Genomic DNA, 13953 nt, shown 5'->3' on the forward strand with positions numbered 1-13953 from the left:
ATGACCACTACATTGAGCAACAAAGCAAGTGTCGAAGAGAAAGCGCCTGCTAAAGCACCGATCGGCGGTGCGGGCCTTCGAGGCCAAAGCGCAGGCGAGACCGCTTTGTGTACCGTGGGTAAATCCGGTACGGGACTGACCTATCGAGGTTACGACATCACAGACCTTGCCAACAATGCCCAGTTTGAAGAAGTTGCGTATCTGCTCCTTAGAGGTCACCTACCGAATGCGAAAGAGCTGGATGATTACAAAACGAAACTCGTTGGCTTACGTGGTTTACCTGAGTCATTAAAAGCCGCACTTGAGTTAATTCCTGCGGATGCGCACCCAATGGATGTGATGCGTACCGGTTGTTCCATGCTTGGCAACATTGAGCAAGAGACAGACTTTACTCAGCAACTTAATGCGACAGAGCGAATGCTTGCACTATTTCCTGCCATTATTTGTTACTGGTACCGCTTTAGCCACGATGGCGTGAGAGTGGATACTGAAGACCACAGTGAAGCCTGTATCGGTGGTTACTTCCTAAAAATGCTGACTGACGAAGCACCGAGTGAGTTACACAAGCAGGTGATGCACTGTTCACTCATCCTGTACGCTGAGCATGAGTTCAATGCTTCGACGTTTGCGGCGCGTGTTTGTGCTTCAACACTATCGGACATTCACTCTTGTATCACTGCCGCGATTGGTACGTTGCGTGGTCCTCTTCATGGTGGTGCGAACGAAGCCGCAATGGAGATGATCCAAGATTGGCAAACTGCAGACGAAGCCGAAGCCAACATCATGCAGATGCTTGCTAACAAAGACAAAATTATGGGCTTTGGTCATGCGATCTACCGTGAAAGCGACCCTCGTAATGCACTCATTAAGCAGTGGTCTAAGGCGCTGTCAGAAGAAGTTGGTGACACTAAACTGTATGCCGTTTCAAAGCGCGTTGAGTCGGTAATGAAGCGCGAAAAAGGCTTGTTCTGTAACGCTGATTTCTTCCATGCATCGGCATATCACTTCATGGATATCCCAACCAAGCTGTTCACGCCTATCTTTGTGATGAGCCGTTTAACTGGCTGGGCTGCACACGTGTTCGAGCAAAGAACCAACAACCGTATTATTCGTCCAAGTGCGGACTACACGGGCCCTGAGCACCAAGAGTGGTTGCCTATCCATTTGCGTTAACTGTGATGATATCCAGAGTGTCATGCTCTGGCTGTCATGGGTGGCGTCGCGATTCCAATAGACGCCACCCACTTCGAGTGAGCAGTGAAGCTACGCCCAATATGGAGGGGCGATTATGACCGAATATACCCAAGACCGTGAGCAGTATCGAAACCAGTTTCGAAAAGTGTTGCCGGGAACTAACCTAGAATTTTATGACGTACGTGAAGCGGTTGAGCAGCTTGCTCCCGGTAGCTACGATACCTTACCTTACACCTCTAAAGTATTGGCTGAGCAGATTTTGAGACGTTGTGATATCGACTCACTGCAAGCTAGCTTAGAGCAGATCATTGAAAGAAAACGCGAGCGTGATTTTCCTTGGTATCCAGCCCGTGTTGTTTGTCACGATATCCTTGGTCAAACCGCGTTGGTTGACTTGGCGGGTTTGAGAGATGCAATTGCTGATCAGGGTGGCGATCCAGCCAAAGTAAACCCTGTGGTTGAGACTCAATTGATTGTTGACCACTCATTGGCTGTTGAACATGCTGGTTTTGAAGATGATGCCTTTGATAAAAACCGTGCTATTGAAGAGCGCCGCAATGAAGACCGCTTCCACTTTATTGAGTGGTGTAAAACGGCCTTTAAGAATGTCAGTGTTATCCCTGCGGGCAACGGGATCATGCATCAGATCAACCTTGAGAAAATGTCTCCGGTTATCCAAAACAAACATGGCCTAGCGTATCCAGATACTTGTGTCGGTACCGATAGCCATACACCACATGTTGATGCGCTAGGTGTCATCGCGATTGGTGTGGGCGGGTTAGAAGCCGAAACTGTGATGCTTGGTCGACCATCGATGATGCGTCTGCCTGATATTGTTGGCGTTAAGCTGACTGGTCAGCGTCAAGAGGGCATTACCGCGACAGATATCGTGCTCGCAATTACAGAATTCTTACGTAAAGAGCGTGTAGTCTCGAGCTACTTGGAGTTCTTTGGTGAAGGGGCAAGAGCTTTATCGATTGGTGACCGCGCAACGATCTCTAATATGACGCCAGAATATGGCGCGACTGCGGGTATGTTTTATATCGATGAACAGACCATTCAGTACCTTAAGCTAACGGGGCGTGAGCCAGAACAGGTCGACTTGGTCGAGCGCTATGCTAAGCAAGTCGGGCTTTGGGCTGATGATATGACTTCAGCCAAATATGAGCGTGTTCTTGAGTTTGATTTGTCGCAGGTAGTACGAAACCTTGCAGGCCCGTCTAACCCTCACCGCCGACTGCCAACTTCTGAGTTACAGCAGCAAGGAATCAGCCATGAAGAGCTGACTGCGAGCGAAGATGACCAAATGCCAGATGGTGCGGTGATCATTGCTGCTATCACATCCTGTACCAATACCAGTAACCCAAGAAATGTGGTTGCCGCGGGCTTGGTGGCTAAAAAAGCCAATCAGTTGGGACTTGTTCGCAAACCGTGGGTAAAAACCTCGTTTGCTCCAGGGTCGAAAGTGGCCAAGCTTTATCTTGAGTCGGCAGGCTTATTGGATGAACTGGAAACGCTGGGATTCGGTATTGTCGGCTACGCCTGTACCACCTGTAATGGCATGAGTGGTGCACTGGATCCTAAGATTCAGCAAGAGATCGTAGACAGAGATCTATACACCACAGCGGTGCTATCTGGGAATCGAAATTTCGATGGCCGTATCCACCCTTATGCTAAGCAAGCATTCCTTGCGTCACCCCCGCTTGTCGTCGCTTATGCACTGGCTGGTACGATGCGTTTTGACATTGAAAAGCACAGTCTCGGCAATGATGCTTCAGGCAATCCAATTTACTTGAGCGACCTGTGGCCAAGTGACGAAGAGATAGATGCAGTTGTGGCTCAGCACGTGAAGCCCCAGCAGTTCAATCAAATCTATATTCAAATGTTTAAGCCGGATGAAGAGCAGTCTTCTAGCGAGCCACTCTATGATTGGCGACCTAAGAGTACCTACATCCGCCGTCCTCCTTATTGGGAAGGGGCTCTGGCTGGAGAGCGTTCATTGAAAGGGATGAGACCTCTGGCGATTCTAGGTGACAACATCACCACGGATCACCTTTCCCCGTCTAATGCGATTCTTGCCAGCAGCGCAACCGGTGAATACTTAGCCAAAATGGATGTGCCGGAAGAGGACTTTAACTCTTACGCAACTCACCGAGGCGATCACTTAACAGCGCAGCGTGCCACCTTTGCTAACCCTAAGCTCTTTAATGAGATGGTCCAAGAAAATGGTGAAGTGGTACAGGGCTCCCTCGCTCGCGTTGAACCTGAAGGTAAAGTGACGCGAATGTGGGAAGCGATTGAAACCTACATGGAGAGAAAGCAACCTCTAGTTGTGATTGCTGGTGCGGACTATGGTCAAGGTTCATCCCGTGATTGGGCGGCTAAAGGTGTTCGTTTAGCGGGGGTAGAAGCGATAGTTGCTGAGGGCTTTGAGCGAATCCACCGAACCAACCTTGTCGGAATGGGCGTACTGCCATTGCAATTCAAAGCGGGAGAGAATCGAAATACTCTTAAGTTAGATGGCACTGAGCTGTTTGATGTGCATGGTGACATCACACCGGGGGCCGATCTTGCCTTGGTCATTACCCGCCAAGACGGTAGCCGAATGGATGTTGCCGTGACTTGTCGTCTGGATACTGAAGATGAAGTTCATGTCTATCAAGCTGGAGGCGTACTGCAACGCTTTGCCAAAGACTTTTTGGCGCAGTAGGGAGGCATTATGAGTATTCATCAATTAAAAATTGCAGCCACCTACATGAGAGGTGGCACCAGTAAAGGTGTCTTCTTTAATCTTGTTGACCTGCCAGAGCGCGCTCAAACTCCGGGTGAGTATCGAGACAAACTACTGATGCGTGTAATTGGTAGCCCAGATCCTTACGGCAAACAAACAGACGGTATGGGGGGCGCAACCTCCAGTACCAGTAAGGTTGTAATTGCCTCTAAGAGTGAGCAGCCCGGTCACGATGTGGATTATCTATTCGGTCAGGTCGCGATTGATAAACCGTTTGTTGATTGGAGTGGTAACTGCGGCAATTTGTCCGCGGCGATTGGCCCTTATGCCATCCATGCCGGTTTGATTGACCCTGAACGAGTACCCATGAATGGCGTGGTTGAAGTTCGAGTATGGCAAGCCAACATCGAGAAGACGATCATTGTCCATGTGCCGATGATTAACGGCCAAGTTCAAGAGGTCGGTGATTTTGAGCTCGATGGCGTGACCTTTCCTGCTGCCGAAATTCAGGTTGATTTTATGGAACCAGCAGGTGAGGTGGGGAGCGTTCTTCCAACCGGGCAAGCTGTCGATCTGCTCGATGTGCCTGAATTAGGTTGTATTGAAGTGAGTTTGGTTAATGCAGGCATACCAACCATCTTTGTTGATGCATCCGTTCTTGGATATCAGGGAACAGAGCTGCAAGAAGACATTAACTCTGATGAGAAAGCTTTGGCACTGTTTGAATCTATTCGCGCACATGGCGCTGTTGCTATGGGCTTGATTGAAGACATCAGTGAGGCACAACTTCGTCAACATACTCCGAAGGTCGCGTTTGTAGCGCCACCTAAAACATATCAAGCATCCAGTGGCAAAACAGTCAAAGAGGATGAAATTGACGTCTTAATTCGTGCGCTGTCGATGGGCAAACTGCATCACGCGATGATGGGAACGGCTGCGGTAGCTATTGCCTCGGCTGCGGCGATATCAGGAACATTGGTCAATCGCGCAGCAGGTGGTGGTGAACGAGACTTTACGACCTTTGGACATCCGTCTGGAACTTTAAAAGTCGGAGCCGGAGCTTCGCTAACACCGAAAGGTTGGGCGGTAGATAAAGCCATGATGAGTAGAAGTGCTCGGATCCTTATGGAAGGGCTGGTACGCGTGCCTTGTCCATTGTAAATGCTGTGCGAAGACCCGAATAAGCTACCCAATATAGGGAAATAGCACGTAAAGACAAAAGGTCAACAAGCCGAATATACGGCTGGCCGTTTTCTGACGAATTCAAGGAGGAGGCGTTATGTCTTCTACACTAGAGCGAAAAGAACAATCTATTGAAACTCCAAACCAAGGTGGGGCGCAAACAGGGGCGTATCAAGCCGCTTACGACTTTGCGAACCGCAACCCAGAGCAGTACTGGCAAAGCCAAGCTCAGTGCATTGACTGGTTTGAAGCACCGACACGAATCTTAGAAAAAGATGACAATGGTATTGAGCGTTGGTTTGCTGATGGCGTGATGAACACCTGCTGGCTTGCACTAGATTATCATTGTGAGCAAGGAAGAGGCGATACTACCGCATTGGTTTATGACTCTCCTGTAACCGGTGTTAAGAAGCGCTACAGCTATGTCGAACTGCGTGACCAAGTAGCGAAAGTCGCTGGCTTGCTCGCGGCTCAAGGCGTCCAAAAAGGTGACCGCGTGGTCATTTACATGCCGATGATCCCTGAGGCAGCTATGGCGATGTTGGCCTGTGCGAGATTAGGGGCAATTCACTCGGTGGTATTTGGCGGCTTTGCACCTCATGAACTTGCCGTGCGCATTGAGGACGCAGAACCGAAGATGTTGATTACGGCATCGTGTGGTATTGAGATCAACAAAGTCATCCCATACAAGCCATTAGTTGATAGAGCCATCATGGATAGTCGCTGGAAACCACAAAATGTATTGGTACTTCAACGATCTGAATGTGAAGCTGAACTTCAAAATGAGCGTGATTTGGATTGGCAGCAAGAGATGGAGAAGTCATTGCCTCATGGTTGTGTGCCTGTACTTGCGACCGATCCTCTTTATATCTTGTATACATCAGGCACAACGGGCAAACCGAAAGGGGTGGTTCGCGACAATGGCGGTCATGCCGTTGCTATGAAGTATTCAATGAGCACTATCTACAATATGCCGCAAGATGGGGTTTTCTGGGCGGCGTCGGATGTCGGTTGGGTAGTTGGTCACTCTTACATTGTCTATGCGCCTTTGATTCACGGCTGTACGACGATTCTGTTTGAAGGCAAGCCTGTTCGCACCCCAGATCCGGGCGCTTTTTGGCGAGTCTGCGAAGAGTACTCTGTTAATGTGTTGTTTTCGGCTCCTACCGCGTTTCGTGCGATCAAGAAAGAGGACCCTGAGGGTGAGTGTCTCAAGCAGTTTGACTTATCCAAGCTCGATACGATCTTCATGGCGGGTGAGCGTTTGGACCCACCAACACTTGAATGGGTAGAAAGCAAAACTAATAAACCGGTCGTCGATCACTGGTGGCAAACCGAAACGGGCTGGGCAATTGCCGGCAATCCAACCGGACTAGAGCAGATGCCAGTTAAGGCGGGTTCAGCCACTAAACCGGTTCCAGGCTATCAAGTTGAGATCCTCGATGAGTTAGGAGAAGCTGCTCAACCAAATCAGCAAGGGTTTGTTGCGATTAAGCGTCCTCTGCCACCGGGCTGTCTGCCTACAGTTTGGCGAAATCACGATCGCTTTGAATCTGGCTACTTAAGTCAGTTCCCAGGCTATTACGTGTCGGGTGATGGCGGATATCTAGATGAAGACGGTTATCTGTTTATCATGGGACGCATTGATGATGTGATTAACGTCGCTGGTCATAGATTATCGACCGGTGAAATGGAAGAGATTGTTGGTGGTCACCCTGCCATTGCTGAGTGTGCTGTAGTCGGCATTCACGATGACTTGAAGGGACAGCTCCCACTTGGGCTTGTGGTGCTCAAGGATGGAGTGAAAGTTGACGATATTGAACTGCAAGGTGAATTGGTCGGAAAGGTTCGTAATGAAATCGGCGCTGTAGCCTGCTTTAAACAAGCGCTGGTGGTTGAACGTCTGCCTAAAACTCGTTCGGGTAAAATACTACGTAAAACAATACGACAAATCGCGGATGGAGAGCAGTATGTCGTGCCTTCGACGATTGATGATCCTACTAGTCTCAAAGAGATCGAAAGTCGTCTGTCTAAAGAAGTCTAATTAATACAATTAATCAAGAAGCCCAATAAGCCGCTTAGTATCGACTAGGCGGCTTTCTTAGTTGTTAAATAAATATAATGATAAAAAAGCATATCTTTCAATAAGTGTAATTTAAGGCGATATACATACCGATATAAGTATCTGCGCTTGTATCGTCGCTGTGTGTCAGTAAACTAGGCTATAGTGTTATTTTGTGTAATAAAAGAAGACCCTAGCCATGAGCTTAACATTGAGAGCTGCGCAAAATTCAGACCTTGAGCAGCTGAACGAGATGATGTTTGAACTTCATCACTATCATCATCTTGCTAGCCCTGAGCACTTTAAAACGGCTGAGGAAATTGAGCAGGAGAAAAGCATCGCTCGATATCTCGATGACCCTCAATGCTTGGTCTATGTCGCGTTGAAAGGGCAGTTGATAGTCGGCTTTGTGACAGGGCACTTTTGTGAATTGGTGTCTACCGTCAGTAAACCGGTTCAGATGGGAAGCATTGATGAGTTGTTCGTTTTACCCGATTACCGTAATCAATCAGTCGCTGAGAAGCTTTTCAGTAAGTTAGAGAAGACATTTGATGATTATGGGGTGAAGCAGGTGTTTGTTGAAGTATGGGATATCAATAGTAATGCCAAGCACTTCTATCAAAAAATGGGGTTCATACCGCACATTCAATGGTGGAGAAAGTCTTTAGTTAAAAGCTAGGCTGCGCTTAGTGAGTTACTCAATTACACTGCGGTGTTTTCGTTCGTATATTCTCTTTTGTAGGTAATTTCGTTGTTAAATCGTTTCTTCTTCATTTTATTGGTTTCTATTTTTGGCGTTATCAATGTGTCGGCTCAAGAACAAATGCCCGATAACTTAGCCGGGGCGCTTTGTTTGGTTCGAGCTGATGATCAAATTGTTTTGGTCGACGAGATCATTACGGGTCAGTTGTCACTACCAGGTGGAACGATCGTATCTGGAGAACCTGCTTACATAGCTGCCCAACGAGAGACCTGGGAAGAAGCCGGCTTAGCGGTAACTGTTGGGGAGATTCTTGGTTATACCGATGGTGCCGTGGTGTTTGATTGTATTTCTGATTCAGACATCATTAGCTACGATGTAAAAAACGAAGTAGGTGGATTTGAGCTGCCTATTTGGTTTGCCCCGCATTATGGTGTCGAAGTCAGTCGCGCTATGATTCTTGCTCCTGAAACGCTAGATGCTAAAGAATATCGCTATCCAGAGCAGTGGGGTGAGATTGTTGAGATGTTTAGTCGCGCTTCAGACCAACCGGTTACTTACGTTTCTGAATTAGTAGCTGCCGCACCTCAAGTTCATCAAGGAGAGCTTGGTGTTATCGCGATGCTTCAAAATGCGATTAACTCACTGCCAAGCACCATAGGACATACCATTTTAGTGACCGATCTTATTGCTCAGCCTTGGATATTCATCGTTGTTTTACCTTTGATCGCGTGGCATTTTGGGCGCAATTTCGCGTTGAAATTTGGTTTCACACTTGTCTCCGTTACTCTGCTTACTTTGATTGCTCATCAAGGGTTCGGTCTACCTCGTCCGCACGCTTACCTTCCAACACTTAAGCTGGTGGAAAGCAGCGGTTATAGCTTCCCAAGTATGTTGGCTGCGATTTGGGTGAGTCTAACGAGTTTGGTCGTTTGGAAATTGAAAAAGCTTGATGACCAAAAAGCTTGGTTGTGGATTGGATTTGGCTTGCTATGGATTACGCTATTTAAGGCTTACTCTGGAAGTGCGTTTTTCAGTGATGTATTAATGGGAGCGGTTTTAGGTGGTTTAACGACTTGGCATATTGTCAGATTAGACGTAAAACCAGATGTCAATATCAGTGAGTTGCTGAGCTCAAAATCGGTTTGGTGGGGGCTAGCGTTGATCTCCATCGTTTTAACCGTGATATGGCCACTCCCTACATTCACATTTTGGGTTGCGATACTAATGACTATTGCTTGCATCGTAACCTTAACTCACGCTAGGCCGCTGGTGGGGCAGTTCTCATTCAACATTGTGGTGGGTGTGATTGCATTGCTCTTGGCAACTAACGGCTTGATTAGCTGGGCCGGAAGCTTTGTTTCGTTCAGCGGTATTGGATCCTTGATTGTCGAAACACTTCGTTTTCCGCTGTTGATTTTGTTGGGCGTGGTTGCTTTCCGTCTACCTTGGAAAAGAATTTAAACTGGTTAGCGCGTAATAAAAAAGGCTGTGAAGACAGCCTTTTGTGTTTTTGATTTGAAGGACGAGAGCCTGTTACCGTAAAGCGATTATTTATCAAAGATAAACTTATCGATAGCCTTAGCAACACCGTGGTCGTCATTACTGGCGGTGATGTAGTTGGCAATTTCCTTCGTCTCTGCCATCGCATTTTCCATCGCGATACCTAGACCGGCATACTCCAGCATATGATGGTCATTTTCAGCATCACCCATACAGATCACTTCGTCAGAACGAATACCTAAATGATTTGCAATGGCTTCAATACCGACGCCTTTGTTTGATTTAGGGTTTAAGAACTCTAGGAAGAAAGGCGCACTTTGAACAATCGTGAATTGGGTTTTTAAATGTTCTGGTAGCTTGCTGATGATCTCTGTGAGTTTGCTTGGCTCGGCAACAATCATAGTTTTGATGATCTGATGGTCGTCTTCAAGCTGCGCAAAATCAAACTCAGTAATATCGAGGCCGTTAATTCGAGCTTCAATACCTGTGTATTCGTTGTTTTCTGGTGTAATTAGACCATGTACTTTACTGAAGGCGTGAACATAGCCACCCAGTTCGTTAGCAATATTGGCAATTTCTTTGGCAGCTTTACCATGGCTGATTTCGCTATGAATGACTTCTTTTGTTGATACGTTTTGCACCATTGATCCGTTATAGAAAAGAACGAAATCGTCTTTGCCATTGATATCTAACTCATCGAGTTTGCTTTGCATCCCTTCTAGTGGGCGCCCTGACGCTAATACTACTTTTACGCCTGCAGCTCGAGCGCGCGCAATCGCATCTTTGTTCTCTGCAGAGATGACTTTATCACTGTTTAATAGTGTGCCATCCATATCCAGAGCAATCAGTTTGTACATGTGGATCCTTACTTACAAAAAATAAAAAACTAACAAAATTGAATGTTGGCAAGGATAAGGCAAGTCGAAACTCCAAGCTAGGGCTTTGATCAACGGATTTTGTAATACTCATTTGTTTGACCCAAGCCTTTAAGTGCTTTATCGTCTCCGCCTAATTTGTTTTACGAAATGATGTGAGCTGAGGGAAAGTTGTACAAGATTAATGAAATGTTTGAAACCATCCAAGGTGAAGGTGTCTTTACTGGTGTTCCAGCCGTGTTCGTGCGCCTGCAAATTTGTCCAGTAGGCTGTTCTTGGTGCGACACTAAACAGACGTGGGAAGCACTTGCTGAAGACGAAACTTCTCTTGGCGATATTATGGTGAAAACAGAAGACTCACCGACTTGGTCTGCAGTTGATGCTCAAGGCATAGTCGACCAATATGTAAAGCAAGGCTTCAATGCGAAACATATTGTGATTACCGGTGGTGAGCCTTGTATTTACGATCTTGTGCCTTTAACAGAAGCGTTTGAAAAGATGGGTTGTCGCTGTCAAATTGAGACTAGCGGAACGTCAGAAGTTAAAGCAACGGCAAATACCTGGGTGACGGTGTCACCTAAAGTAGCAATGAAGGCGAAGCTAGAGATTTTAGATAGTGCTCTGCAGCGCGCTGATGAGATTAAGCATCCAGTTGGTACATCAAAAGATATCGACCAACTTGATCATTTACTAGAGCGTGCTGAGGTATCTTCAGAAACCGTAATTGCACTGCAGCCAATCAGCCAAAAAGATCGTGCGACCCAATTATGTATTGATACTTGTATTGAAAGAAACTGGCGCCTATCTATTCAAACACACAAATATCTGAGCATTGCTTAACTCAGCCGCATTGTCGAAAAGGATTAAAAATGAAAAAAGCAGTTGTTGTATTCAGTGGTGGGCAAGATTCAACCACGTGTTTGGTTCAAGCTCTGAAAGAGTATGATGAAGTTCATGCGATTACTTTTGACTATGGTCAGCGTCACAGACTGGAAATTGAAGTTGCGCAAAATCTAGCAAAAGAGCTTGGGGTAAAAGCTCATAAGGTTATGGATGTAACCTTACTGAATGAACTTGCGATTAGCTCACTGACGCGTGATGACATCCCTGTATCTCATGAGCTGCAAGAGAATGGCTTACCGAATTCTTTCGTACCAGGTCGTAACATCCTGTTTCTGACACTGGCAGGGATTTATGCCTACCAAATCGGTGCTCAAGCGGTGATTACTGGTGTTTGCGAAACCGACTTTTCTGGCTACCCTGATTGTCGCAATGACTTTGTAAAGGCGATGAATTCTGCGCTTGTGCAAGGTATGGACAGAGAACTGGATATCAAGACTCCGCTTATGTGGTTGAATAAAGCAGAGACTTGGGCGCTTGCTGACCAATACTCTGCGCTTGAACTTGTTCGCAACAAAACGTTGACTTGTTACAACGGCGTGATTGGCGATGGTTGTGGCGATTGTCCAGCATGTGAACTTCGTAAAGTTGGTTTGAACGACTACCTAGGTAATCGTGAAGAAATCATGGCTGATTTGGTTCGTAAGCAATCGGCGAATTGCTAAAGCTGTTTGCTTCGATCGGGTCGTTATACGCATCAATGATGCAGTTTCTACCATTTGCTTTTGCTTGGTAGAGGGCTTGGTCAAGCACTGAGTAGAGAATGTCAAAGTCACTTAATGATTTCTGGGTCGCCAAATAGGCGAGGCTCGCAGTAATCGTAAGTGGCTTTTTTGATTCTGATAGAAATTCATTGGTAGAAATCGCGTAATGTATTTCTTCAACACGTTCGCGTACGTCCTCGATACCTGTATCCCTTAGCAGAATAAGAAACTCTTCACCACCTAGACGTCCTAATAACTCACCTTTGCTCAGATGCTTGACGATTTGGTGGCTGACATGAATCAAGGCTTTATCCCCAGTAGGGTGACCATACTGGTCATTGATTGCCTTGAATTTATCCAAGTCCAACAGAATCAACACGTGCTGTTTGTCTGCTTTTGCGGGAGCTTTTGTGTCTTTTACTCGTTTAATCGTTTCCGCTCGGCTGTAAGCCTTAGTCATTGAATCAATAGAGGCTTTACGGCGTATTTTCTTATTAGAATAGAAAGTGAAGCTAGCGACGATAATCAGTAGTAGAACGATTATGTTATACATGAGCTTTTGCTGCTGCATCTTCTCAATTTCCAGCTTGTTAAGGTCATGTTGATTGCGAAGTTGAGAGCTTTCTAGTTCTTGTTCATATTGATTGTGCGCGAGGCTCAGCGCTTCTAATGCTAAGCGGTTATCTGTATTGCGAGTGGCGATTTGCGACTGTGCATATTGCGCATAGTAGAAGAGTGCCTGTTGGTAATCTCCTTGAGCTCTGAAAAGTTGTGACAATTGTTGATACACGTCTGCCATATAGCTTTCTCGTTCCACTTGCTTTGCAATCACTAGGGCACGGTCCGCATAATCGAATGCTTCATTTAATAGCTGTTGTTCTTCAAACATGTCACTGATAGCAAGGTAGGCTTGAATTCGCATCACGTTGTTATTTAGGTCGGTAGCATAGCCTAACGACTCAGTGAGATAAGCTCGTGCTAATGGATATTGTTTGGTCGCGGTGTACGCTTTTCCTAACCCCAATGTCGTCATGGCGGTACCGAAGTTGTGGCCAGAAGAGTGGAGCAATGTCTTTGCTTGTAGAAATTGTGAGATAGCCGAGTCGTAGCGAGATTGGGCCATATACAGTTTGGCTAGGCTATGACGAACTTGTGCCTTCATCAGATCAGAGGCATCACTACGCAATTGAAGTGCGAGTTTTAGATATTGCTCAGATTTATCAAACTGTTTCATCTCTTTGAAGAGATTGCCTAAATCATTGTAGACCCCAGAGATATCTTGTCCTTGCGGAAAAGACTCCACTAAAGTCATGTAAGTATTGAGTGCCGCTTGATAGTCACTTCTGAAATACTGGTTGTTGGCGATTACACGGTAAGCGATAGATTTAGGCAAGACTGGGTCTGCAATATCGTTGATGTCAGCCTCAAGTATTGAGCAGTAGTAATTAGCCTTGTGATATCGTGACTGTTCGTTAAGTGAGCGGCATAGCTGATACTTTATTAATAGCTTTCCCGTTTCATCATTTTGGGCTTTCATTCGCTTAAGAAGTCGAGCGAAGCGCTGTTGAGATTCTTGATAGTGTCCCTGACCATCTAAGGATAATGCTTCTATGAATTGGCTTTCTAATTGTTGGTAATTCTCGTCACCTGAGCTCCCGCCATAAAAAGGCTGGTCGTGTTGAGTCATATAGGTGTATAGCAGGGCAGAGGTATAGAGTTTCTCTCCGTTAGGTACAGCGCTGGCGTAGCGTGCCTTAAGCAGGTTTAACGCGCGAGAAGGGTCTGTACTGAGTATAGAGAGATAAAGAGTGTTCCAGTCTGAATTTGGAGTAGCGCCTAGATGAGGTTGAACATCAGAGCTTTCCGTATGCCCGTTTGACTTAACGGGTAAGCTTATGAATATGAAAAAGATGAAAGAAAGTAGGCGAATCACAAATACGTGTCTGAATCAGATAAAGAACGTCATTCTAAAATTAGTTTGATCTTGGTTCAAATTATCTGTGATAAGTGGCTACAAATGTGTGAGTGAAATCTCGGCCACTATTTGGAAGAAAGAGGCAGGATAAAAAAATGGCCGCTATTGAGCGACCATTTCTTATGAC

10 protein-coding genes are annotated in these 13953 nt (G+C 46.2%); 8 read left to right on the forward strand and 2 right to left on the reverse strand.

The window, feature by feature from the left end; translation table 11 throughout:
- The 6 genes from prpC (at position 1) to L1D60_RS09115 (ending at position 9333) form a co-directional block, all read left to right on the forward strand.
- Positions 1–1173 (forward strand): 2-methylcitrate synthase, encoded by a 1173-nt coding sequence (prpC, locus tag L1D60_RS09090; protein WP_239840793.1) that lies wholly within the window; start codon positions 1–3, stop codon positions 1171–1173.
- A gap of 115 nt (positions 1174–1288) precedes the next feature.
- Entirely contained in the window at positions 1289–3904 is a 2616-nt protein-coding gene (gene acnD, locus L1D60_RS09095) for a Fe/S-dependent 2-methylisocitrate dehydratase AcnD (protein WP_239840794.1), read from the forward strand.
- Between the two features lie 9 nt (positions 3905–3913).
- On the forward strand, positions 3914–5086 hold the full coding sequence (gene prpF, locus L1D60_RS09100) for a 2-methylaconitate cis-trans isomerase PrpF (protein WP_239840795.1): 1173 nt from the start codon (positions 3914–3916) through the stop codon (positions 5084–5086).
- Positions 5087–5204: 118 nt separating this feature from the next.
- Positions 5205–7151, forward strand: coding sequence for a propionyl-CoA synthetase (locus tag L1D60_RS09105; RefSeq protein WP_239840796.1), 1947 nt, complete (start codon positions 5205–5207; stop codon positions 7149–7151).
- Positions 7152–7368: 217 nt separating this feature from the next.
- Positions 7369–7848: a GNAT family N-acetyltransferase gene (locus L1D60_RS09110; RefSeq protein WP_239840797.1), complete on the forward strand. Its 480-nt coding sequence runs from the start codon at positions 7369–7371 to the stop codon at positions 7846–7848.
- A gap of 144 nt (positions 7849–7992) precedes the next feature.
- The gene (locus L1D60_RS09115; protein WP_239840988.1) at positions 7993–9333 is read left to right on the forward strand and encodes a phosphatase PAP2 family protein; all 1341 of its coding nucleotides are present in this window, start codon (positions 7993–7995) and stop codon (positions 9331–9333) included.
- Positions 9334–9419: 86 nt separating this feature from the next.
- Here the strand turns inward: L1D60_RS09115 and L1D60_RS09120 are convergent, their stop codons facing one another.
- Positions 9420–10229 (reverse strand): Cof-type HAD-IIB family hydrolase, encoded by an 810-nt coding sequence (locus tag L1D60_RS09120; protein WP_239840798.1) that lies wholly within the window; start codon positions 10227–10229, stop codon positions 9420–9422.
- Between the two features lie 189 nt (positions 10230–10418).
- Here L1D60_RS09120 and queE point away from each other — a divergent pair, with 189 nt between their 5' ends.
- Both queE and queC read left to right on the forward strand, forming a co-directional pair.
- A complete protein-coding gene (gene queE / locus L1D60_RS09125; RefSeq protein WP_315974634.1) occupies positions 10419–11087 on the forward strand; it encodes a 7-carboxy-7-deazaguanine synthase QueE in 669 nt (222 codons plus the stop codon).
- Between the two features lie 29 nt (positions 11088–11116).
- On the forward strand, positions 11117–11812 hold the full coding sequence (gene queC / locus L1D60_RS09130; RefSeq protein ID WP_239840800.1) for a 7-cyano-7-deazaguanine synthase QueC: 696 nt from the start codon (positions 11117–11119) through the stop codon (positions 11810–11812).
- Here queC and L1D60_RS09135 read toward each other — a convergent pair.
- On the reverse strand, positions 11772–13646 hold the full coding sequence (locus L1D60_RS09135; protein ID WP_239840989.1) for a diguanylate cyclase: 1875 nt from the start codon (positions 13644–13646) through the stop codon (positions 11772–11774). The two genes, queC and L1D60_RS09135, sit on opposite strands and share 41 nt — an antisense overlap.
- Positions 13647–13953: the final 307 nt, after the last annotated feature.

It is taken from the genome of Vibrio sp. Isolate30, assembly GCF_022397975.1.
GTDB classification, from domain to species: domain Bacteria; phylum Pseudomonadota; class Gammaproteobacteria; order Enterobacterales; family Vibrionaceae; genus Vibrio; species Vibrio fortis.